The 22,910-nt window shown below is 47.3% G+C and carries 17 protein-coding genes and 1 tRNA gene; 16 read left to right on the forward strand and 2 right to left on the reverse strand.

Going from position 1 to position 22,910, the window contains the following annotated elements; genetic code table 11:
* The first annotated feature begins 36 nt into the window (after positions 1-36).
* The 15 genes from NNX04_RS02130 to NNX04_RS02200 all read left to right on the forward strand — a co-directional run bounded on the left by NNX04_RS02130 (position 37) and on the right by NNX04_RS02200 (position 16,547).
* Positions 37-3,216, forward strand: a complete 3,180-nt coding sequence (locus NNX04_RS02130) for a FimV/HubP family polar landmark protein (RefSeq protein WP_261947350.1) — start codon at positions 37-39, stop codon at positions 3,214-3,216.
* A gap of 75 nt (positions 3,217-3,291) precedes the next feature.
* On the forward strand, positions 3,292-4,191 hold the full coding sequence (gene truA / locus NNX04_RS02135; RefSeq protein ID WP_081489675.1) for a tRNA pseudouridine(38-40) synthase TruA: 900 nt from the start codon (positions 3,292-3,294) through the stop codon (positions 4,189-4,191).
* A 129-nt stretch (positions 4,192-4,320) separates the two neighbouring features.
* On the forward strand, positions 4,321-4,944 hold the full coding sequence (locus tag NNX04_RS02140; protein ID WP_261947351.1) for a phosphoribosylanthranilate isomerase: 624 nt from the start codon (positions 4,321-4,323) through the stop codon (positions 4,942-4,944).
* A 32-nt stretch (positions 4,945-4,976) separates the two neighbouring features.
* Positions 4,977-6,203: a tryptophan synthase subunit beta gene (gene trpB / locus NNX04_RS02145; RefSeq protein WP_007641817.1), complete on the forward strand. Its 1,227-nt coding sequence runs from the start codon at positions 4,977-4,979 to the stop codon at positions 6,201-6,203.
* A 64-nt stretch (positions 6,204-6,267) separates the two neighbouring features.
* The gene (gene trpA / locus NNX04_RS02150; protein WP_007641816.1) at positions 6,268-7,077 is read left to right on the forward strand and encodes a tryptophan synthase subunit alpha; all 810 of its coding nucleotides are present in this window, start codon (positions 6,268-6,270) and stop codon (positions 7,075-7,077) included.
* Between the two features lie 88 nt (positions 7,078-7,165).
* Positions 7,166-8,026 carry an acetyl-CoA carboxylase, carboxyltransferase subunit beta gene (gene accD, locus NNX04_RS02155; protein ID WP_007641815.1) on the forward strand — a complete coding sequence of 287 codons (861 nt, stop codon included), beginning with the start codon at positions 7,166-7,168 and terminating at the stop codon, positions 8,024-8,026.
* Positions 8,027-8,041: 15 nt separating this feature from the next.
* On the forward strand, positions 8,042-9,325 hold the full coding sequence (folC, locus tag NNX04_RS02160) for a bifunctional tetrahydrofolate synthase/dihydrofolate synthase (RefSeq protein ID WP_261947352.1): 1,284 nt from the start codon (positions 8,042-8,044) through the stop codon (positions 9,323-9,325).
* Positions 9,326-9,359: 34 nt separating this feature from the next.
* Positions 9,360-9,959 carry an SPOR domain-containing protein gene (locus NNX04_RS02165; RefSeq protein ID WP_007641813.1) on the forward strand — a complete coding sequence of 200 codons (600 nt, stop codon included), beginning with the start codon at positions 9,360-9,362 and terminating at the stop codon, positions 9,957-9,959.
* Positions 9,960-10,036: 77 nt separating this feature from the next.
* Positions 10,037-10,558: a CvpA family protein gene (locus NNX04_RS02170; protein WP_151058083.1), complete on the forward strand. Its 522-nt coding sequence runs from the start codon at positions 10,037-10,039 to the stop codon at positions 10,556-10,558.
* A gap of 29 nt (positions 10,559-10,587) precedes the next feature.
* The gene (gene purF / locus NNX04_RS02175; RefSeq protein ID WP_007641811.1) at positions 10,588-12,114 is read left to right on the forward strand and encodes an amidophosphoribosyltransferase; all 1,527 of its coding nucleotides are present in this window, start codon (positions 10,588-10,590) and stop codon (positions 12,112-12,114) included.
* 21 nt (positions 12,115-12,135) lie between these two features.
* Positions 12,136-13,344 carry an O-succinylhomoserine sulfhydrylase gene (locus NNX04_RS02180; RefSeq protein ID WP_261947353.1) on the forward strand — a complete coding sequence of 403 codons (1,209 nt, stop codon included), beginning with the start codon at positions 12,136-12,138 and terminating at the stop codon, positions 13,342-13,344.
* A gap of 81 nt (positions 13,345-13,425) precedes the next feature.
* Positions 13,426-13,502: transfer RNA gene (locus NNX04_RS02185), tRNA-Val, on the forward strand.
* Between the two features lie 163 nt (positions 13,503-13,665).
* Entirely contained in the window at positions 13,666-15,570 is a 1,905-nt protein-coding gene (gene htpG, locus NNX04_RS02190; RefSeq protein ID WP_261947354.1) for a molecular chaperone HtpG, read from the forward strand.
* A gap of 113 nt (positions 15,571-15,683) precedes the next feature.
* On the forward strand, positions 15,684-16,151 hold the full coding sequence (locus NNX04_RS02195; protein ID WP_007641807.1) for a methylglyoxal synthase: 468 nt from the start codon (positions 15,684-15,686) through the stop codon (positions 16,149-16,151).
* Positions 16,152-16,328: 177 nt separating this feature from the next.
* Positions 16,329-16,547, forward strand: coding sequence for a cold-shock protein (locus tag NNX04_RS02200; RefSeq protein ID WP_040392075.1), 219 nt, complete (start codon positions 16,329-16,331; stop codon positions 16,545-16,547).
* Positions 16,548-16,626: 79 nt separating this feature from the next.
* On the opposite strand, the gene NNX04_RS02205 is transcribed toward NNX04_RS02200, so the two are convergent.
* Together NNX04_RS02205 and mfd are read right to left on the reverse strand one after the other, a co-directional pair.
* A complete protein-coding gene (locus NNX04_RS02205) occupies positions 16,627-17,487 on the reverse strand; it encodes a peptidoglycan binding protein CsiV (RefSeq protein ID WP_261947355.1) in 861 nt (286 codons plus the stop codon).
* A 35-nt stretch (positions 17,488-17,522) separates the two neighbouring features.
* Entirely contained in the window at positions 17,523-20,984 is a 3,462-nt protein-coding gene (gene mfd, locus NNX04_RS02210; RefSeq protein ID WP_261947356.1) for a transcription-repair coupling factor, read from the reverse strand.
* Positions 20,985-21,564: 580 nt separating this feature from the next.
* Here mfd and NNX04_RS02215 point away from each other — a divergent pair.
* The gene (locus NNX04_RS02215; protein ID WP_261947357.1) at positions 21,565-22,908 is read left to right on the forward strand and encodes a Na(+)-translocating NADH-quinone reductase subunit A; all 1,344 of its coding nucleotides are present in this window, start codon (positions 21,565-21,567) and stop codon (positions 22,906-22,908) included.
* The last annotated feature ends 2 nt before the right edge of the window (positions 22,909-22,910 follow it).

Below are 22,910 nucleotides of genomic sequence, written 5' to 3' on the forward strand. Positions count from 1 at the left end.
TTCATTTAAGCCGTGGAATAATAAAAGGATAGCGCTATGCGTCTTCGTCAGTTGGTTTTAGCCTGTGGTCTTACATCCTTTGTGCTGTCGCCCTATGCCAGTGCTTTGGGGTTGGGTGAGGTTAAACTCAAATCATCGCTTAATCAGCCGCTCGAAGCTGAAGTAAAGTTGCTTGATACCCGCGATTTAACCGCTGAACAAATTCTCGTTACGCTTGCTTCCCCGGCAGATTTTGAACGAAATGGCGTAGATCGCCTTTACTTTTATACCGAACTGCAATTTCAGGTCGATTTGGAGTCTGCGGATGGCCCCAAAGTAATTATCAGGTCGCGCAACCCGGTACGCGAACCTTACTTGAACTTTCTTATAGAGGCGCGTTGGACTGCTGGGCGCCTGTTGCGTGAATACACATTATTGATGGATTTGCCGACATTTGAGGAGGATGCCAAGGTCTCTTCGGTGGCTGCACCTGCGGCTACGGCCCCATCACCGCGTGCGCAAACTACGGCACCCGTTACCTCACGCAGTGCTACAGTGTCCTCGGGTGCACCATCATCTCGTCAGCCATCCAGTGCTACCAAGTCCCCACTTAATAGCGATGAATATGAAGTTCGTGCCAACGATACTTTATGGGAGATCGCATTGCGTGCTCGCCCTGATTCCAGTGTGTCAGTACATCAAAGCATGATGGCCCTATATCGCACTAACCCTGACGCGTTTATAAACGGTGACATCAACAAGTTGCGTCGTGGGCAGGTTTTACGTGTTCCTGATGCCAGTGATATGACCTCGGTTGCCAAGTCGGAAGCTGTCACTCAGTTTGCGCAGGCCACTGGCGATTCAAATTACGGTGCCCAGCTCAATGCTTCTCGTCGCTCTACTAGCAATCGCACCGAATCTGCAGAGGTAAGTGGTCGAGTCAAATTAGCGGCGCCGACCTCAGGTGCCAATAACACTGGGCAGGGTAGTGGTGCTAACGATGGCTCAGGCAGGGCGCTTGAGAGTGAATTGGCTGCCACGCTGGAAGAGCTGGACAAAACCAAATCCGAAAATACTGAGCTTGGGTCTCGTGTTAAAGATCTCGAAGCTCAAATAGAAACCATGGAGCGTCTGGTTGCAGTGAGCAACGAGAAGTTACGAGCTCTTCAAGTTGCTGCCGGGCAAGAACCAGCAGCAGAGCAGTCAGCTTCTCAGGTTTCTCAAGCATCCGCTGCTGCAACAGAAGTTGTTCCGGCTGTCTCCGCAGCAGCGTCCAGTGTGGCTGCCGCTCAGCCGCCTCAGCCTGCACCACCCAAGCCTAAACCAGTTGTTCAACAGCCTGTAGCGGAGCCAAGTATTTTTGATTCGCTCAAAGATAATCCTTTATGGCTCGCGCTGGCCGTTCTTGGGCTCTTTGGTGCCGGTGCAGCGGCTTACGCTTATCGTCGTCGCCAGCAGGCCGAGCAACAGCAGGCTGAGGAAGAGGATGTATTTGCGTTGGATGAGTCTGTCTCTGATCAAGAAGACTACTCATCCCGTCATGAAGAGGAAGCTGTTGACGATATCGATTCCTCTCTGTTTGAAGAGAATGTTGAAACAACTGCAGTTGCGGAAACGGGTGATGTAGTTGGTGAGGCTGATATTTATATTGCCTATGGGAAGCTCGATCAGGCGGAGGAAATGCTGGTCAATGCTCTGAATAAAGACCCACAGTCAGCCGATATTCGCATGAAATTACTGGAGGTTTATGCGCAGCAACAAAATGCCCCAGCCTTTGACAAACACTATGCGCTTCTTTTGCCGGTTGCGGGAGCTGCACTCATATCGCGTGCTTCTGAGTTGCGCGAAACAATTGCTGATGCTGGAGAGTTTTCCGCAGTGGCGGATGTTTCCAGCAATGATGAGTTTGATGGTGATTTCTCTTTAGATGATCTGGGTGCAACGGATGCAAGCTTGTCATCTACCAGTGACGAGCCAGCGGTATCTGCTCCGGTAGGGGGCGAAGATGAATTCAATTTCGATTTTGATTTGGACCTTGATGACGATGAGTCCACGATTGCTTCGCTGGCGCCCTCTCAGCTTGCGAGTTCTGATGTTGCGGACGGTGTATCAGAATTCGATTTTGATTTGTCGGATATAGATGAGCCAGAGGTAGCTGCTACGGTTGGGAATACTGATGACCTTTCTTTAGAGTTGGATGAATTAGATAACAGCTCGATTGTTACTGATGTGTCGTCAGGTTCACAGGATCTAGACGAGGAATTCAGTTTTGATTTTGATGACGATCTTGGTTTGGTGGACGTTTCCCCCCGCCCGGTGGCCGGCTCTGAATCGCTGGAGGTTGTTGCGGATGATTTCAATCTGGATATGGATGTTGATGATGTTGATTTGGCGGCGCTTGATCATGAAATGGAAAGTCTTGATGTGGACTTTGATGGAGAATCAGCTCTGGATGAAGAGCCGGTCATTGCTGAATTTGTTGCTGCTGAAATAGCTAAAGACGAGGCCGAGCCGGGTCTCGATCTTGATGACGATATTTACCCCTTGCACACTGAAAGCGAATTGGAGTTTTTGGCAGAGGATCTCGACTCCACCAAGTTGGTGTTGACTGATGATCTCGATAAAGTTGAAGAAGTTGAGCTAGATGCGGACCTGCTTGGAGATGGTGAAGACGCATCTTTGTTGGCAGAAGTTGATGACACTGCATTTGACTTGTCAGATGCAGATGAATCACTTGATTTTGAGTCCCTCAATGAAGAGTTTGCCGCACTGGATGAGCAGTCTATAGATGCGGGGTTGCCTGCCACTGATGAGGAGGTTGTCGATCTTGAGCTGCATGACGAACTTCCATCGGCACTCGATGGTAGTGATGGTTTACAGGATTTGACCGGGCAGGTTGCATCCGTCCCTGCATTTGAGCAACCGCTGGATTTGGAGCAGGACGAGGATTTGTTTGATGAGGCCTTGTCTGATTTTGGTGCTGAATCCGATGAGTTGAATATAGACAGTTATTCCAGTGATGAATCTACCTTGGCCAATTTGTCTGATGAGGATATGGATTCGGAGTTGGATTTCCTTGCTGATGCCGATGAGGCAGCAACCAAGCTTGATTTGGCGCGTGCTTACATCGATATGGGGGATACTGAAGGGGCGAAGGATATACTTGCTGAGGTTATGAATGAAGGCAATGAAGAGCAGCGCGATGAGGCTAACGAGTTGCTTGGTCGTATAGTGTAACCTTCGCTGTTTTTTAAAAAGCCTTGCACTAACCTGCAAGGCTTTTTTATTTCAGATTTTTTTGATTGGTATTGTATGAACGATAACTATGTGCCGAGCTCCAAGCCTTATACACGCAGTGGTGAAATTGTAATGGATACCCTATGGCCAGAGGGTATGCATCGAATTGCTTTGGGTATTGAGTATAAGGGGACTGACTATCATGGTTTTCAAGTTCAGCCAAATGGTGTTAAGACTGTACAACAAGCGTTAGAGGTTGCTCTTTCCCGAGTGGCGAACGAGTCTATATCTTTGGTTTGTGCTGGGAGAACAGATGCAGGTGTTCATGCAACCAATCAAGTTATTCATTTTGACACTTTGGCTGTTCGGCCTGAAAAGGCTTGGCTGCGCGGTACACGCCCATATTTGCCAGATTCAGTCAGTGTGCGCTGGGCAAAAGAAGTTGTTCCCCAATTTCATGCGCGATTTTCGGCACAGAATCGTACCTATCGTTACTTATTAACTGATGCGAAAGTGCCATCAGGATTGTTGCATGATCAGGTGACTTGGTCGTCGCGTCCATTGTGTGTCGATTCGATGCGCGCGGCAGCCAGTTACTTGGTCGGGCAGCACGATTTCACTTCATTTCGCGCTACGCAATGTCAGGCTAAAAGCCCTGTCCGCCGCATCGAATATATGCATATCGTGCGGCGCGGTGAATTGATTGTGCTGGAGGTGCAAGCTAATGCCTTTTTGCATCATATGGTACGTAATATAGTTGGTGTGCTGATGGCGGTTGGTGCGGGTGATAAGCCGGTGGAGTGGGTTGGTGAGGTGCTTGCTGCGCGTGATAGGAGTGCAGGCGGTGTGACTGCCAAGCCATTTGGTTTATATCTCGTTGGTGTTGAATACTCTGCAGGTTTTGAATTACCCAGTGCTCCACCCGGGCCTTTGTATTTCCCTGAACCTATTGGTGGTTTTGCTAATAAGGGCTGAGTCTACTCCCGTGTTTTTGCGGCCATAATGAGTAAATTCTGTTATTATCGCCGCCTTATTTTTGCCCTCTGGAACTTCTTGGCGGGCTCTGTTTTGGTTTGAACATTGGAGCGGCCGGTTTTGTCTTCTATGCGTGTGAAGATTTGCGGTATTACTTCGGTTGATGACGCTATCGCAGTCGCCCATGCTGGCGCCGATGCGCTTGGATTAGTTTTTTATGCCGCGAGTCCCCGGGCAGTTAGTCTGGATGTGGCACGAAAAATTTCGTTGGCTGCAGGGCCATTTATGTCGGTTACCGGCTTATTCGTTAATGCTGATCCAGAGTTTGTACACAGCGTATTGAATCAAGTCCCTCTGCAGTTATTGCAGTTTCATGGTGATGAAGCGGAGGCTTATTGTGAATCCTTCAAGCGCCCCTATATGAAGGCTATACGTATGCGTCCGGGGTTGGAAGTAAGTTCCGCAATTGCTGCTTATCCAAGTGCGTCTGGAATCCTCCTTGATGCATACCGTCCCGGTGTGCCGGGTGGAACAGGTGATACCTTTGATTGGGCGCGTGTTCCGCAAGGGTTATCAACACCGCTGGTCTTGGCTGGGGGTCTTACTCCTACCAATGTGAGAGAGGCGATAGCGGCAACGCGTGTTTACGGTGTTGACGTTAGCGGTGGCGTAGAGTCTGCACCCGGGAAAAAAGATCACAGCAAACTAACAGCTTTTATTAATAACGCGCGACGCTGTATGGCTTCAGCCTGATGCAGCATCCACTTCTTATAGGTGATTAAACGGTGAGTAACACTGACCAGAATTCTGTTATTGATTACAGTGCATTTCCGAACGCAGAAGGCCATTTTGGTCCATACGGCGGCCGCTTTGTATCCGAAACGCTGATCTATGCTCTTGATGAGCTTGAGTCTATTTACTCTCGTCTGAAAGATGACCCAGGTTTTCAGGCTGAGTTCGACAAGGATATGGCCCATTATGTTGGGCGCCCATCACCACTCTATTTGGCTGAACGCTGGACTCGTGAGCTGGGTGGTGCACAAATTTATCTCAAGCGAGAGGATTTGAATCACACCGGTGCTCATAAGGTGAACAATACAATTGGTCAGGCATTACTGGCAAAATTCACTGGCAAGTCGCGTGTTATTGCTGAAACCGGTGCAGGGCAACATGGCGTTGCAACCGCAACTGTGGCTGCTCGCCTGGGTTTGAAATGCCGTGTTTACATGGGGGCCGAGGATGTAAAACGGCAAGCGCTCAATGTGTATCGCATGAAGCTATTGGGTGCGGAAGTATTTCCGGTCACTTCAGGTTCACGCACTCTCAAAGATGCGATGAATGAAGCTATGCGCGATTGGGCTACCAATGTGGATGATACCTTCTACATTATCGGTACCGTTGCTGGCCCACATCCTTATCCTCAATTGGTGCGTGATTTCCAATCAATTATCGGCCGTGAAGCGCGCCGCCAATCATTGGCGCAGGCTGGCAAACTACCTGATGCGTTGGTTGCCTGTGTGGGTGGTGGTTCCAATGCAATCGGTTTGTTTCATCCATTCCTGACTGATGAATCAGTCAAAATGTATGGTGTAGAAGCCGGTGGTCTAGGCATCGAAACCGGTAAACATGCAGCACCTTTGAACAAAGGTGTTCCGGGTGTGCTGCATGGTAACCGCACTTATTTGATGGAAGATGAAAATGGCCAAATCATTGAAACCCACTCGGTTTCCGCTGGTTTGGATTACCCAGGTGTTGGTCCAGAGCATTCGTGGTTAAAAGATATTGGTCGCGTAAATTATGTGGCGATCAATGATGACGAAGCGCTTGCTGCGTTTCGCAAAATCACAAAAACCGAAGGTATTATGCCTGCTTTGGAATCAAGCCATGCCTTGGCTTATGTTGAGAAGTTGGCTCCAACTATGAGCAAAGACCAGATTATTATCGCGAACCTTTCTGGTCGCGGCGATAAGGATATTTTGACCGTCGCTGGTTTGGATGGAATAACTGTTTAATTCAACTGGTGCAAAAAATATTTTAATTCACTGCTGTGACGGCAGGAAAAATCAGGAATTGTCGATGAGTCGTATTTCCCAGCGTTTATTGCAAGCCAAGAGTGCGGGCAAAAAAATTCTAGTTGCTTATATTGTTAATGGTGACCCTCATCCTGAGGCTACATTGCCAACTATGCATGCCTTGGTCGCACAGGGTGTTGATGTGATTGAGCTAGGTGTCCCTTTCTCTGACCCAATGGCGGAAGGGCCTGTTATCCAAAAAGGTCATGAGCGTGCCCTTGAGCACCATATTAGCCTCAAGGGAACTATCGAGCTTGTTAAGCAGTTTCGTACTACTAACACAACAACCCCAATTGTGTTGATGGGCTACGCTAACCCAGTGGAACGCTTCGGTTATGCTGAGTTCGCTAAGGCTGCTGCAGACGCAGGGGTTGATGGTCTTTTGACGGTTGATTTACCGCCGGAAGAAGTGGTCCAGCTCAAGGTTCATTTGGATGCCAATAATCTTGATAATATTTTCTTGCTTGCACCTACTACGACTGTGGCGCGTGCGCAAAAAATTGCTGCACATGCCACTGGTTTTCTCTACTACGTGTCACTAAAAGGTGTGACTGGCGCTGGTCATCTGGATGTTGATTCAGTCAAGAATAAGCTTGCCGAGTTTGGCAAACTGACAGATCTCCCTGTGTGCGTTGGCTTTGGCATTAAAGATCCAGAAACAGCAAAAGCCGTTGCTGCCTTGGCTGATGGGGTTGTTGTGGGCAGTGTTTTGGTTGATAAAATGGGCAGTATGGCAGGTAGAGATGCGCAGGAAATTGCCGGGGCTGTTGGTGATATAGTCGGTAGTATACGTGTTGCTATAGACAGTCTTTGAGTTACTGATTTTATTCATAAAGAGTCGGGCGAGTTTATATCTGAAGTCGTCCGATTAATTTCATCTACATGAGTACAGAGAAACAACCATGAGTTGGTTAGATAAAATTATCCCTAGTATTTCCCGCACAGATACCAAACGCAGCACCAAAGTGCCTGAAGGGCTTTGGGAGAAGTGCGTTAAGTGCGATGCAGTTTTATATAAACCAGAAATGGAAAAAACACTGGATGTTTGCCCTAAATGCGATCATCACATGCGGGTTGGTGCGCGCGCACGCTTAAATATGTTTTTGGATGCGCAAAATCGCCAGGAGTTGGCGACCGAGGTTGAGCCAATTGATCGCTTGAAGTTTAAAGATGTTAAAAAATATAAAGACCGTTTGACCGCTGCGCAAAAAGAAACGGGCGAGAAAGACGCGCTGGTTGCAATGCGTGGTGAATTAAAAGGGATGCCTGTTGTTGCGGTAGCGTTTGAGTTTGCGTTCCATGGTGGCTCTATGGGGTATGTCGTTGGTGAGCGTTTTACCCGTGCGGCAACAATTGCGCTGAAAGAAAATATTCCTTTTATTTGTTTTTCTGCAACTGGCGGTGCACGTATGCAGGAAGCACTTATTTCTTTGATGCAAATGGCAAAAACCAGCGCAGTAATTGAGCGCTTGAAAATGCAGGGGACTCCTTATATTTCAGTTATGACTGACCCCGTGTATGGTGGTGTATCCGCTAGTTTGGCTTTGTTGGGCGATTTAAATATTTGTGAGCCAGGTTCCCGTGCAGGTTTTGCTGGCCCCAGTATTATCGAACAAACCATTCGTCAAAAATTACCTAAAGGCTTCCAGCGCGCTGAGTTTTTGTTGGAGCATGGTGCAATCGATATGATTATTCATCGTCGTGATATGCGCGATAAATTGGCGTCGCTTTTAGCGAAATTCACCCGTAAAGCTGCAGTTTAAGCGAATAGTTAATTTATGCAGTCAGCGTCGCTACCTGCTTGGCTCTCCTGGTTGGAGCAAAATCATCCGCGGGAGATAGAGCTTGGCCTTGAGCGTATTTCTGCGGTAGCAAAGCGCATGTCATTGTTAGCTCCCGCTGCCAAAGTGGTCACGGTTGCGGGAACTAACGGCAAAGGCTCTTGTGTTACGGCAACCGCTGCACTGCTTGGCGCAGCTGGTTTCTCGGTTGGCGTTTATACCTCCCCCCACCTGATCCGCTACAACGAACGAATTGTTGTTGATGGCGATCCAGCTTCTGATGCTGAGATTTGTGCTGCTTTTAATGCGATATTTAATGCATGTCAGCAAGCAGATGAATTTGCAACTCAACCACTTAGTTTGACTTATTTTGAATATGGCACTCTTGCTGCGCTGGAGATTTTCCGTCGGCGTGGTGTTTCTGCCATGGTATTAGAGGTGGGATTGGGCGGGCGCTTGGACGCCATTAATATTATCGATGCTGATATCGCCGTAATTACCAGTATTGCACTGGATCATACCGACTGGTTGGGCGATAACCGTGAAGTGATTGGGTTTGAAAAAGCCGGCATTATGCGTTCTGACAGGCCCGTCGTTTGCGCCGATTTATCACCGCCAGCGTCGATTGCAACTCATGCTAAAGAAATAGGCGCAAAATTACACCTCATTGAGCGTGATTTTGGTTATCTCACCCAGAACGACAATAGTTGGTCATGGTGGTGCGGAGATTGTCGTTTCGCAGATCAGCCTTTACCGCAATTACCGCTGCCGAGTTTAGCCGCTGCGCTACAAGTTGCTATTCTCTTGGGCTTGGATTTGACTCTCATTGATGCTTTTGGATGTTTGTCGCGATTGCGGGTTCCGGGGCGTTTTCAGCGTTTGCAGTGGCGTGATCGTGAGATAGTTCTCGATGTGGCGCACAATCCTGCAGCGACTGCTTATTTGTTATCCCGCTTACGGCAATCGCAGCTAGTGTCTCGGCCAATTCATGCTGTGGTTGCGATGATGTCAGACAAGGATCGCACCGAGAGTTTGGCAAATTTGAAAAATGTTGTTACTCATTGGTATGTCGCTGATCTTTCATCAATTCCCCGAGCGGCTTCAGTTGCCCAATTGCAGGAGACGCTCGAAAATATGGGGTGCTCAGCACAATTCAGTGGCAGTGTAGAAAACTGTTTGGTGGCGGCGCATTTGGCGTCAAACCCGGGCGATATTATTTTGGTTTTTGGTTCTTTCTATACGGTTGCTGCAGGCTTGAAAGCCATCGATAACGCGCTGTAATTTGCTAGGTTAACTTTTGATACAGGGGTTTTAGGTGAGAGAATCAGTAAAACACCGTTTGATTGGGGCGGCAGTGTTGGCGGCAGTCGCGGTATTATTCTTGCCTAGCTTTTTTAAGGACCGCCAGCAATATCAAGTAGATACCAGTTCACATATACCCGGTCGCCCTAGCATTACCGCTGTTGATTTCAATGAGCCTGAACAGCCGGAGGGTATAGAGCCTGCCCCTGCACCGGAAACGATGTTTGTGCCCGAAGATCCTCCCGTGTCATCTTTGCCTGATGAAAAAGAAAATGCCGCATCCCCTGTGGTTGTCAGTGCATCTTCAGCCGTATCACTGACGTCTCAGTCGAGCTCCGTATCCTCGATTACGCCACCGGTCGATCAGGTTTTGCCGGAAGGCTGGGTTATCCAGGTGGCAAGCCTCAGTGTGCAGGAGGGGGCAAATAAACTGCGCGATCAATTGCAAGCCGACGGGCACCGGGCTTATGTAAGAGCAGTTCCTTTAGCTAACACTACGATTTACCGGGTATTTATTGGGCCAAAACAAAACAAAGCAGAAGCCACCGCGCTCAAAACCCAATTAGATTCCCGCCTAAAAGTTAATTCTCTCGTTTTACCTTTCAAACCCTAAAGCAATCAACTGTAGACCTCTGGTAGAATGCGCGCCTCTGTAAACCACTCATTGCTGATATGGGAGCGGGCGAGCCTATGAATTGGGCTGATTGGGCAATTATCGCTATATTTTCGCTCTCTTGTTTGATTGGCATGATCCGTGGGTTTGTGCGTGAAGCCCTGTCATTATTTATTTGGGTTGCTGCTGTGTTGGTTGCCAAAGTGTTTGGTGGCCAGTTCGAACATCTTTTGGCTAATCAGATAGAAACACCTTCCATACGTTTGATGACCGCTTATGCGGTGCTGTTTGTCGCTACTTTATTACTGGGTGCGATGGTGAGTTATTTGATTGGTGCTCTCGTGCGTGCCACGGGGTTATCTGGCACAGACCGTTTATTGGGAATGGTATTTGGTGCTGCCAGAGCATTTATTGTTGTTATGGCGCTGTTGATTCTTCTACCTGGTTTTTTACCGGTCGATCAGGATGGTTGGTGGCATGAGTCAACGCTGATTCCCCATTTCCTGGCTTGTGAGGAGTGGGTAGTTTCGGCTTATAACCAGATCAGTGAATGGTTGTTAACGCTGTTTGGCAGTGTTGACGCACCTGAAAAAGTTTAATCTTGTTTAATTGTTATTGAGGCAATCTTATGTGCGGCATTGTAGGTATTGTAGGTAAACGCGATGTGAATGTGCAGCTTTACGATGCGTTGACGATCTTGCAGCACCGTGGACAGGATGCCGCTGGCATGGTCACTTGTCAGGATGGCCGGATGAGCCAACAAAAAGCTAACGGTTTGGTGCAGGATGTGTTTAGAACACGTCATATGCAGCGTTTGTTGGGCAATATGGGTATCGGTCATGTTCGTTATCCAACCGCGGGCAGTTCTGGCCCTGCATTGGCACAACCTTTTTATGTAAATTCTCCCTACGGTATTGCACTTGCACACAATGGCAACCTGACCAATGCCGATAAACTCAGTGAGGATATTTTTAAAACCGATCTTAGGCATGTAAATACAGATTCTGATTCAGAAGTGCTGCTCAATGTGTTTGCCCATGAAATGCAAGTACAAGGAAAGTTGAGCCCAACGGCAGATGATATGTTCGCTGCGGTTGCGGGCGTTCACAATCGAGTTACCGGTGGTTATGCGGTAGTCGCGCTGATTGCGAATTATGGATTGATTGCATTCCGCGATCCGCATGGTATTCGTCCTCTCGTTTACGGTAAGCGCGTAGCAGAAGAGGGCGGTATCGAATATATGGTGGCCTCAGAAAGCGTGGCGTTGGATGTATTGGGTTTTGAATTGATTGGTGATGTCGCTCCCGGCGAGGCAATTTATATTACTGAGGAGGGTGAATTACATCGTCGTCAATGCGCTAAAGAGACCCGCTTAACTCCCTGTATTTTTGAGCATGTATATTTTGCACGCCCTGATTCGATTATGGATGGTATTTCCGTCTATAAAGCCCGTTTGCGTCAGGGTGAAAAACTGGCAGAAAAAATCTTGCGCGAGCGCCCTGATCACGACATTGATGTGGTGATTCCTATTCCCGATACCAGTCGTGTTGCCGGTCAGGCGCTAGCGCAAAAGCTGGGTGTGAAATTTCGCGAAGGTTTGGTAAAAAACCGTTATATCGGTCGTACATTTATTATGCCCGGCCAGCAGCAGCGTAAAAAATCGGTGCGTCAAAAACTCAATCCCATTGAGTTGGAATTTAAAGGTAAAAATGTATTGCTGGTTGATGATTCGATTGTTCGCGGAACCACCTGTCAGCAAATTATCCAAATGGCGCGCGATGTGGGGGCGAAAAAAGTTTATTTTGCTTCTGCTGCACCCGCTGTTAAATATCCCAACGTTTATGGCATCGATATGCCTACAACGGCCGAGTTAATTGCACATGGTCATAGCGATGAAGAGGTTTGCCGCGAGATTGGTGCAGATTGGTTGATATACCAAAACTTGGATGACTTGGTGGCGGCATCAACGGAAGGTAACAGTAATGTTACGGAATTCGATTGCTCGGTATTTACCGGTGAGTATTGTGCTGGTGATGTGACTCCCGAATATTTGGAAAAGGTGGCAGCAGCGCGTAATGACAGTGCGAAGTCTGGCAAAAAAATCAAACAAATGGAGTTGCCAATTGGTTTGCACAACGGTGCAGCGCGCGGCTAATAAAACAAGCGGGTAATCACAATGGATAATTTTGATAATCATCTGGCGGAAGATCCGCTCTTTGGTGCGGCACTGGACACCTTGGCTGTTCGCGCCGGGCAAACACGCTCTCACGAAGGGGAGCACAGTGAAGCGCTCTACCTAACTTCAAGTTATGTCTTTGGTAGTGCGCAAGAGGCGGCTGAGCGTTTTTCCGGAGCGCAGCCGGGTAACGTCTATTCGCGTTACACCAATCCAACGGTACGGATGTTTGAAGAGCGTATCGCGGCTCTCGAAGGCGCAGAGGCTGCCGTAGGTACATCTTCAGGCATGGCCGCTATTCTCTCTACTTGCATTGCATTACTAAAGTCTGGCGATCATATTTTGTGCTCGCGCAGTGTATTTGGCACCACTACTGTTTTGTTCACTAAATATTTACAAAAATTTGGTGTGACAACGACTTTTGTCAATCCAACTAATTACGCCGAGTGGGAGTCCGGGTTTACTGCCAATACTAAATTGGTGTTTGTTGAAACGCCCTCAAATCCATTGTGCGACGTAATTGATATCCAGCGTTTAGCCGATTTGACTCATGCTCACGATGCTTTGTTTGTAGTCGACAATTGCTTCTGTACCCCAGCTTTGCAGCAACCCTTGAAATTTGGAGCTGATCTGATTATTCACTCAGCAACAAAATACATCGACGGGCAGGGGCGCTGTTTGGGGGGCGTAGTTGCCGGTGCTAAACAATATGTTGATGAGGTGTTGGGTTTCATTCGTAGTGCCGGCCCAAGCATGAGCCCTTTTAATGCCTGGGTTTTCCTCAAAGGCTTGGAAACCTTGCGATTGCGCATGGAGGCTCACTCACGCAATGCGCTGGAGTTGGCGCAATGGTTGAACGGTCATCCTCAGGTTGAGAAAGTGTTTTATGCTGGCTTGCCGAGCCACACTGGCTATGAATTAGCGACTAAACAACAATCTGCGTTTGGTGGTGTTTTGTCGTTCCGGGTGAAAGGCGGGCGCGAGGAAGCATGGAAGGTTATTGATTCGGCACGTATTATGTCGCTCACTGCTAACTTGGGTGATACCAAAACCACCATCGTCCATCCGGCAACAACAACGCATGGGCGTTTGTCACCTGAGCAAAAAGCTGATGCCGGAATTACCGAAAACCTGATTCGGGTTGCAGTGGGTCTAGAAGATATTGGTGATTTAAAAGCCGATCTTGCACGCGGTTTAGGCAATTACTAAGGGTTTGTGAGGCCAGGGCAGAAAAAAGTGTTTTTGGGTCTTGTCCTTGCGAATTCACCTTGGTAAAGTGCGCCCCTCTTTAGGACTATAGCTCAGTTGGTTAGAGCACCACCTTGACATGGTGGGGGTCAGCAGTTCGAGTCTGCTTAGTCCTACCAATTTTAAAAGCCGCTTTTAAAGCGGCTTTTTTATTGCCCGCCATTTCGTTTTATTTACGCCCCCTTGAATTTCCCCCTGTTTGCCCCATCTACTATGCATTGCTATCAATCTTGATGGCCGTTATTTGTTTACTTATTTGTGCATTTAATTCAGGAGTTAAACATGACAGTTGATGCCCGCAAAGAAACTCGTGGTTTCCAAACCGAAGCCAAGCAGTTACTGCATTTAATGATCCATTCACTGTATTCCAATAAGGAAATTTTCCTCCGTGAGTTAGTTTCTAACGCATCCGATGCGGCGGATAAATTGCGTTTTGAGGCTGTGTCAAATGGCGACTTATATGAAGGTGATACGGAATTAAAAATTCGCATCAGTTTCGATAAAGATGCAAAAACTCTCACTATCAGCGATAACGGTATAGGTATGTCGCGCGATGAGGTAATTGAGAACCTCGGTACTATCGCGAAATCTGGTACTGCACAATTTATGCAAAAATTGTCGGGCGACCAGAAAAAAGACGCACAATTAATTGGTCAGTTTGGTGTGGGTTTTTACTCTGCTTTTATTGTTGCGGATAAGGTTGTGGTAACAACCCGTCGTGCCGGTGTCGCTGCAAATGAAGCTGTGCGTTGGGAGTGTTCTGGTGATGCTGAATTTACAGTTGAGTCGGTTGAAAAAGCAGGTCGCGGCATGACCGTGGAGTTGCATTTAAAAGATGATGCTTTGGAATTTGCTGATCATTGGCGTTTGCGTTCAATTATCAAAAAATACTCTGATCACATCGCTATTCCGGTTGTAATGCAAAAACAAAACCCTGCTGGCGAAGATGCTGATAAGGCTGAAGCGGAAGATGAAGTGATCAACACGGCGACAGCGCTCTGGACGCGCTCACGCTCTGATGTGACCGATGATGAGTACAAAGAATTTTATAAGCATGTGAGCCACGATTTTACTGATCCATTAAGTTGGAGCCATAATCGTGTAGAGGGAAACCTTGATTACACCAGCCTCTTGTATATCCCGGCGCGCGCGCCGTTTGATTTGTACAACCGCGATGCATCTCGTGGAGTAAAGTTATATGTGCAGCGCACTTTTATTATGGACGATGCAGAACAATTCCTACCGCTTTATCTGCGTTTTATTAAGGGTGTGGTGGACTCCAACGATTTGAGCCTGAACGTATCACGCGAAATTTTACAGAAAGATCCCAATATCGATTCCATGCGTTCCGCACTGACTAAACGTGTATTGGATATGCTGAGTAAAATGGCAAAAAGCGAGCCTGAAAACTACACCACTTTCTGGAAAGAATTTGGCCAGGTTATGAAAGAGGGCCCGGCAGAAGATTTCGCCAACCGTGAGAAAATCGCCAAACTGTTGCGCTTTGCATCTACCCATACGGGCAGTGCAGATCAGGATCAGTCCTTGGATGATTACGTGTCGCGCATGAAAGATGGCCAGGAGAAGATTTATTACATCGCGGCGGATAATTTTAATACTGCAAAAAATAGTCCTCACCTTGAAGTATTCCGCAAAAAAGGTATTGAGGTACTGTTGTTGTCTGATCGTGTTGACGAATGGTTAATGAGCCATCTGCAAGAATTTGAAGGTAAAAATTTCCAGGATGTTGGTAAAGGCGAGCTTGATTTAGGTAAGCTGGACACAGAAGAAGAAAAGCAAGCGCAAGAAAAAGTTGCTGAGCAATTAAAACCCTTGCTGGAGCGTGTTCAAACAGTATTGGATGCGCAGGTCTCGGAAGTTCGCATTACACATCGACTAACTGATTCTCCTGCCTGTGTGGTGGTTGGTCAGTTCGATATGGGCGCACAGATGCGACGCTTGCTTGAGTCAGCAGGGCAGAAGGTGCCAGATTCCAAACCAATTTTTGAATTGAATCCTGAGCATCCTTTGGTTAAAAAGCTGGAAGCAGAAGCGAATGAAGAGCGCTTTGGTGATTTGGCGCATATCTTGTTTGACCAGGCAAACCTTGCTGAAGGTGCCCACTTACAAGATCCAGCCGCTTACGTGCAGCGTTTGAATAAATTGTTGCTGGAGTTAAGTAACTAAAAAATTGCCAGTGCTAGCGATATATTAATGTTTATCGCTAATGTCATTCAAAATGACCTTGTCTATAATCGGACAAGGTCATTTTTTTTAAGTCTTATTTAGGTCTCAGGATTATGGAATACAAAAGCATTGTGTTACCGGCGAAAAAATCGATAGCCTTGGTTGCGCATGACAACAAAAAACAAGATCTTCTGGTGTGGTGTAAAACTCATCACACCACTTTACTGGCGCATAGGCTTTATGCGACTGGCACTACAGGTAGTTTGATTGCAGGCGAGACCGGCTTGGAAATTACTAAATTAATTTCTGGCCCCTTGGGGGGCGATCAACAAATTGGTGCTCTGATTACTGAGGGCAAAGTGGATATGTTGATCTTTTTTTGGGATCCCTTTGAGCCTATGCCCCATGATCCGGATGTGAAAGCCTTGCTTCGGATCGCTGCTGTATGGAACATCCCGGTGGCGTGTAATCAGAGTTCTGCTGATTTTATGGTGACATCTCCTCTATTTAATGGCGAGTCATCCCACATAGTTCCTGATTACGAAGCTTACATCCTTAATCGTTCGCGCAAACAACCATAAAAAATTCCCTCCTTATTTCCAGGTTTTGTTAATATCTGTTAACGCCAGGTTTTTGGTTCTAATTATTAGTGCCAAAGCCGGGTTGTTTTTGGATAGCCGCTGGCTACTGCCGGCGATCATTGGATGAAGCAAACCGAGCAAATAACAATAAGCATCAAGGCTTTAGAGGTGTTTCATATGTCAGAACGTGAGATGGGTACGGTTAAATGGTTTAACAACGTACGTGGGTATGGCTTTATTACTCGGGGTGAAGGTGGCGAGGATATTTTTGTCCACTATCGCAATATCCGCGCTGAAGGTTATCGCTCCTTGGCCGAAGGCCAAAGTGTTGAGTTTCAGCTCCAACAAGGTGATAAAGGATTACAGGCGGAAGATGTTGTTCTGCTATTGAGCTAGATCATTAGCGGTATAGATGGGCTATGAGCTACAAAAACACCAGCTTCGGCTGGTGTTTTTGTTTCTGCCGTCCGCCTTTTTAAAGGGCAGGTTCTGAGCTTTGTGTCTGGTATGGGGTAACTTGGATAATAATCCCGACTACGGGATGGTCTATGTAATGAACTTCGCTGCTGCGCATGTCTCGGTTTTGTTGCAGCAGAATAATTTGCCGTGTCAGATAATTATTTTCTGCAGCCGCCGTTTCGCTGCTGTTTGCTGTAGTGGGTACCTCGTTATTCCACTGCTGATTTTCAACGGCTAGCGCTTGCTCAAGTTCCAACGAGGAATCCAGGGAGAGGCCTGCGATAGGTGTAGCTAAATAGTTAGGTTGTTTGGGTAGCTCCGGCCATTGCCGTGTTTGTTCCTGACCTACATTCAGATCAAATTGTGAGTACCACAGATTGGTCTGTAGCTTTAAATAGGTTGCTACGCTCAGACGGATGCTACCTTCCAGTTCCTGGTGTTGCCCAAACGTTTGTCCACCTTGAATTAATACTGATTTAGCGGCTTTTTCATGGGTAACGATTTGGCGCCAGGCACTATGGAATAACACCTGGAAGCGTGGGTTACGCTCCAATTTTTGTGCCTCGGCATTAAGTTGACGCTCAGTTGCAGGCAGATGATAAAAAGCTTCTTTGGTTAAATCGACAGTGACATCTTCTGCACTATTAATTTCTTTTAACTCTGCCCAGTCTGTCGGATAACGTAATTTAATATTGCTTGGCCAGTGTTCTTGACTGGTATCATTTTTGCGAGCAAATACAATGAGCTCCACTTGATACCAACCTTCGTGACCTGCAGTTCCCGTCTGTGCTTGGCTTATTTGTGACAATAGCGTGCTGGCGATTAGTGTTGCAATGCCAAGCGCAGTTGTTAATTTTTTTAGTGATTGATAGTGCATAAATTGATTCCACCTGTGAGGCATAGGGCTCTGCATTATTTGTCTGTCATTAAATGATCAAGTAAATCTATTACGGTTTGAATGCGTTTTTCAGTTGCTTCCAAATCCATAGTGAATTTCAGTTGATTGGCGCCTTCCAGTTTATAAATACGTGGTTGGCTCTGTACCAGTTTTACTATTTTCAACGGGTCTACCCGCGTATCACTGGAAAACTCTACTTTACCACCGCGTGCATTAGCTTCCAGTTTGGTAATGCCAATAGTCTCTGCTGTAATTTTAATTTGTGTGACACGGAACAGATTTTTAATTTGTTCGGGCAATAAACCAAAGCGGTCAATCATTTCTACTTGCAAGTCACGCAGTGACTCTTCGTTTTCGGCGCTCGCTAGGCGTTTGTACATTACCAACCGGGTGTGAACATCGGGTAAGTAATCTGCCGGAATGAGTGCAGGAATTCGCAAGTTGATTTCAATTGCTTCACTCATCGCTTTTTCAAGATCTGCTTGTTTTCCTTGGCGAATTGCTTTCACTGCACGATCAAGCATATCCATATACAACGAGAAGCCAATAGTTTGAATTTGTCCGCTCTGTTCATCGCCAAGTAATTCACCCGCGCCGCGAATTTCCATATCGTAAGTCGCCAGAGTAAAACCAGCGCCCAGATCTTCGGCGGCGCTAATCGCTTCCAAACGCTTTTGTGCGTCGTCGGTCATCGCACGGCGGTCCGGTGTTAATAAATAGGCATAGGCCTGGTGATGAGACCGGCCTACGCGGCCGCGCAGTTGATGTAGTTGCGCGAGACCAAATTTGTCGGCGCGGTTAATAATGATGGTGTTGGCGCTGGGAATGTCGATACCAGTTTCAATAATAGTAGTGCACACCATAATGTTGAAACGTTTGTGATAAAAATCCGACATTACCCGTTCCAGATCACGCTCACGCATTTGCCCATGGCCAATACCAATGCGTGCTTCTGGAATCAGTTCTTGTATTTCGCGCGCAACTTTTTCAATGGTGTCGACTTCATTGTGCAGGTAATACACTTGGCCACCGCGCAATATTTCACGCAAGATTGCCTCTTTGATTGTCGCCTCATCATAGGTGCGCACAAATGTTTTTACAGATAGGCGGCGCGCCGGTGGTGTTGCAATAATCGATAAATCGCGAATGCCTACCATTGACATATTCAGTGTGCGCGGTATGGGTGTGGCAGTTAGGGTGAGGATGTCGATCTCGGCACGTAGCGCTTTAATTTGATCTTTTTGGCGCACGCCAAACCTATGTTCTTCATCGATAATTAGCAGGCCAAGGTTTTTGAATTTAATGTCAGGTGACAAGAGTTTGTGTGTGCCCACCACTATATCTACTTTACCTTCAGCGATTCGCTCAAGCACTTGATTGACTTCTTTTGTAGTGCGAAAGCGCGATAGCACCTCAACGGTAATTGGCCAATCTGCAAAACGGTCCTTGAGTGATTCATAATGTTGTTGTGCAAGCAGTGTTGTCGGCGCAAGAATGACCACTTGTTTTCCGCCGTGACTGGCGATAAATGCGGCGCGCATCGCCACCTCGGTTTTACCAAAACCTACATCACCACAGACCAGACGATCCATGGGTTTATTGGACAACATGTCTTTTATAACAGCTTCAATGGCGCGTTGTTGATCTGCTGTTTCTTCAAACGGAAAGCTGGCTGCAAAGGCTTCATAGGCTGTTTTGGGGTCGGGAAATGCATAGCCTTTACGCGCGGCGCGGCGCGCATACACTTCTAATAATTCCGCGGCTGTGTCGCGAATTTGTTCGGCAGCTTTGCGTCTTGCTTTTTGCCATGACTCACTACCCAGGCGATGCAGTGGTGCAAGGTCATCATCCGCACCGCTGTAGCGGCTAATTAAATGCAGATTGGTGACTGGTACATAAAGTTTTGCTTCATCCGCATATTCCAGAGTAAGGAATTCGTTGGTTTGATTATCAATAGTGATGGTTTCCAGCCCACGATAACGACCCACACCGTGATCCAGATGCACTACCGATGCGCCGATTTTTAATTCGGTCAGATTTTTTACTACCAGATCCGCATTATCTTGCGTTTGCTTGCGGCGACGCTGTTGTTGAATGCGTTCACCAAATAATTGCGATTCAGAAATTAATGCAATCTTTGGATCGGTTAATAACAGTCCCTGCTCCAGCGGAGCGATGGTTATGGCGAGCTTTTCAGGTTGATTTAAAAAATCGTTCCAGGTATCGAGCGTATTAGGGCGAATGCGAATCCGACTGAGTAATTCCAAAAGCGTTTCGCGCCTGCCTGCTGACTCTGCGCACAATAAAACGCGACCATCGAACTCCATTAAAAATGCTTGAATTGCGGCTAATGGATTTTCTGCTTGTGCGCGAATTGGAAGCGATGGTGTGAGGGTAGAGGCAAAGTTGTAGTTGCCTACTTTTTCTTCGAGCGTGGCAGATTCTATAAAGGTGCGGGAATATTTTTTAAGTTGCCCAAAAAACTCATCAATCGCCAGATAAATGGTGCGCGGCTCAAGCAGTGGGCGCAGTGGGTCTACGCGACGGCTTTCGTAGCGGCGCAACAATTCCAACCAAAAATTTTCGGCTGATTTTTCAATATCGCCCAGCGCATAAACCAATGTGTTGGTAGGTAAGTAATCAAATAGCGTGCTACAGGTTTCGAAAAAAAGTGGCAGGTAATATTCGATGCCCGGTGGCGATATGCCTGCGCTTACATCCTGGAATACCGGGCAGGCTTTGTGATTGACATCAAAGCGTTCGAGCCATTGTTGTTTGAATAAGTTGATACCTTGTTTATTCAGTGGGAACTCTTTCGCGGGTAAAAGTTGAATTTTTTCAACCTTGTCCACCGTCATTTGCGTTTCCGGGTCAAAGGTGCGCAGGCTTTCTATTTCGTCATCAAATAAATCGATACGATAGGGTACATCGCTGCCCATGGGGAAAATATCCATGAGCGAACCGCGCACGGCAAATTCGCCGTGTTCGTACACTGTGTCTACGCAGTGATAACCGGCCCGCTCCAGATTTTGGCGCAACTCGTTAGTGTCGAATTTCTCGCCGACAGAGACCATTAGGCTATTGCCTATCAAATAAGACTGCGGCATCAATCGCTGCAATAGCGTGGTTACTGGCACCACTAAAATGCCGTGTTTTACGCTGGGCAGTTTGTAGAGTGTGCTCAGCCGTTCGGAAATAATATCCTGGTGCGGTGATATGGAATCGTAAGGCAGGGTTTCCCAGTCGGCCAAGTGCAACACTGGAAGCGCCTCGGGTCCTTTGGCAAAAAAAGACAGTTCAGATTCCAGGCGAATTGCGGTGCTGGTGTCGGCAGTGACTACCAAGCTTAGCCCTTTGTAGGCTTTGGCGGCGTTTACTATTGTTAGCGCTTGAGCACTACCATGTAATTGGCCCCAATATTGTCGATTGCCTGATTTATCCGAGATAGGTGGTTTGCTGGTTAACTGATAAGTCATAACGCGATATTCAAGTCATATCCAAAGTTGGCGGGCATTTTACCTGTGTTAGTTGTGCTCTGGGTGGCAAGCCTCATAAATAAACCTCTGATGGCCCTGACGTCTACCGGGTGAAGATATTGGCTCTCAATGAGAATTATTTTTATTTCCCTCTGGTTTGCAGAGTGCTCTGTGCAAAAATAAATCGAATCAGTGGAAAAGCCGCATAAAAGCTGCCTCAAATCGATGCATTGCTATGGTGCTAGGGGTGGGGCGCGTTTATAATTCCCGCGTTTTACTTGGGTCAATTAAAACTTCACATAAATCAATCTCTTGAGCGCGTTCTTTGGGCTACTAACAGAGTCGTCTGGAGTGATGTCGTGAAAGTTACTGGCTCAAATGCTCTGGCTGCTTAATCACTACGTACCAATTATTGGTAAGTATGGCCGGAGTACTCGCGGTTCAAGCGTCTCCCGAAATTGTGTCCGGTTCCCGCCAGGAAGTAACCGGATTTCAATAGCTGGCTTAAGGCTTGTCAACCGCATCCCCCGCGGCCTGGTTATCCAGGTCTACATCCACACGAACGACTAGGCAGAGACGTATGATCAAGATTCGTCGAGGATTGGATTTGCCCATTACTGGCAGCCCCAATCAATCTATTGAGGATGGCCCACAGGTTCGCCAAGTAGCTTTAATCGGGTTTGATTACCATGGTATGAAGCCCACTATGGCGGTACAGGTTGGTGATAAAGTTAAACTTGGTCAGGAACTTTTTTCTGACAAAAAGACCCCGGGTGTAATCTACACAGCTCCAGCATCAGGTACTGTCAGCGCAATTAATCGCGGTGATCAACGTGTTTTCCATTCATTAGTAATTGATGTGGAAGGTAACGAGGCTGTTGAGTTTGCTAAATATTCCGCATCTGAACTGGCCGGTTTGTCTCGCGAAAGCGTACAGCAAAACCTTGTTCAATCTGGCTTGTGGACTGCATTGCGCACTCGTCCATACAGCAAGGCTCCTGCCTTAGACTCAATTCCAAACTCGATTTTTGTTCAAGCGATTGACACTAATCCTTTGGCCGCAGACCCTGCTGTGATTATCGCAGCTAAAAAAGACGCTTTTGCGAACGGTTTGACCGTGATTGCACGCCTTACCGAAGGCAAAGTGTTTGTTTGTCAGGCTCCGGGTGTTGAATTGCCAAAAGGTCAGGGCGCTAATACTGCTGTCGAAACCTTTACTGGAGTTCATCCTGCCGGTAATGCCGGTACCCATATCCATTTCCTCGATCCAGTAAATGCACGTAAAACCGTTTGGACTGTTGGTTATCAAGACGTTATTGCGATTGGTGAATTGTTTATCACCGGTCAATTGAATACCGAACGTGTTGTTGCACTTGCTGGTCCACAAGTAGAGCGTCCTCGTTTGGTGCGTACTCGCTTGGGCGCTGATCTGAATTCGTTGGTTAACGGTCAGTTGAAGCAGGGTGAGAATCGCATCATTTCTGGTTCTGTATTTGGTGGTCGTCGCTCCCATGGCAATCTCACTTTCCTTGGTCGTTTCCACAATCAAGTCAGTGTTTTGCTTGAGGGGCGCGAACGTGAAATGCTGCATTACCTGCGCGCAGGCACCAACAAGTTCTCCGTGATGGGCATTTATTTGTCCAAGCTGTTTGGGGGTAAAAAGTTTGCCTTCACTACATCTACCAATGGTTCCGAGCGTGCAATGGTACCGGTGGGTTCTTACGAGAAGGTAATGCCTCTCGACATCCTGCCGACGCAGCTGCTGCGCTCTTTAATTGTTGGCGATACTGAAACAGCACAAAAACTGGGCTGCCTTGAATTGGACGAAGAAGATTTGGCGCTGTGCACCTTTGTGTGCCCCGGCAAATACGAATACGGCCCGATCCTGCGCAATAACCTTACTCGCATTGAGAATGAGGGCTAATT

It is taken from the genome of Cellvibrio sp. QJXJ (genome assembly GCF_024452345.1).
GTDB lineage: Bacteria > Pseudomonadota > Gammaproteobacteria > Pseudomonadales > Cellvibrionaceae > Cellvibrio.

What these genes read in the sequence shown, in the direction of transcription:
- NNX04_RS02130 (WP_261947350.1), top strand. Translation starts at nt 37, where the DNA reads ATGCGTCTTCGTCAGTTGGTTTTAGCCTGTGGTCTTACATCCTTTGTG.
- truA (WP_081489675.1), top strand. Translation starts at nt 3,292, where the DNA reads ATGAACGATAACTATGTGCCGAGCTCCAAGCCTTATACACGCAGTGGT.
- NNX04_RS02140 (WP_261947351.1), top strand. Translation starts at nt 4,321, where the DNA reads ATGCGTGTGAAGATTTGCGGTATTACTTCGGTTGATGACGCTATCGCA.
- trpA (WP_007641816.1), top strand. Translation starts at nt 6,268, where the DNA reads ATGAGTCGTATTTCCCAGCGTTTATTGCAAGCCAAGAGTGCGGGCAAA.
- accD (WP_007641815.1), top strand. Translation starts at nt 7,166, where the DNA reads ATGAGTTGGTTAGATAAAATTATCCCTAGTATTTCCCGCACAGATACC.
- folC (WP_261947352.1), top strand. Translation starts at nt 8,042, where the DNA reads ATGCAGTCAGCGTCGCTACCTGCTTGGCTCTCCTGGTTGGAGCAAAAT.
- NNX04_RS02170 (WP_151058083.1), top strand. Translation starts at nt 10,037, where the DNA reads ATGAATTGGGCTGATTGGGCAATTATCGCTATATTTTCGCTCTCTTGT.
- purF (WP_007641811.1), top strand. Translation starts at nt 10,588, where the DNA reads ATGTGCGGCATTGTAGGTATTGTAGGTAAACGCGATGTGAATGTGCAG.
- NNX04_RS02180 (WP_261947353.1), top strand. Translation starts at nt 12,136, where the DNA reads ATGGATAATTTTGATAATCATCTGGCGGAAGATCCGCTCTTTGGTGCG.
- htpG (WP_261947354.1), top strand. Translation starts at nt 13,666, where the DNA reads ATGACAGTTGATGCCCGCAAAGAAACTCGTGGTTTCCAAACCGAAGCC.
- NNX04_RS02195 (WP_007641807.1), top strand. Translation starts at nt 15,684, where the DNA reads ATGGAATACAAAAGCATTGTGTTACCGGCGAAAAAATCGATAGCCTTG.
- NNX04_RS02200 (WP_040392075.1), top strand. Translation starts at nt 16,329, where the DNA reads ATGTCAGAACGTGAGATGGGTACGGTTAAATGGTTTAACAACGTACGT.
- NNX04_RS02205 (WP_261947355.1), bottom strand. Translation starts at nt 17,487, where the DNA reads ATGCACTATCAATCACTAAAAAAATTAACAACTGCGCTTGGCATTGCA.
- mfd (WP_261947356.1), bottom strand. Translation starts at nt 20,984, where the DNA reads ATGACTTATCAGTTAACCAGCAAACCACCTATCTCGGATAAATCAGGC.
- NNX04_RS02215 (WP_261947357.1), top strand. Translation starts at nt 21,565, where the DNA reads ATGATCAAGATTCGTCGAGGATTGGATTTGCCCATTACTGGCAGCCCC.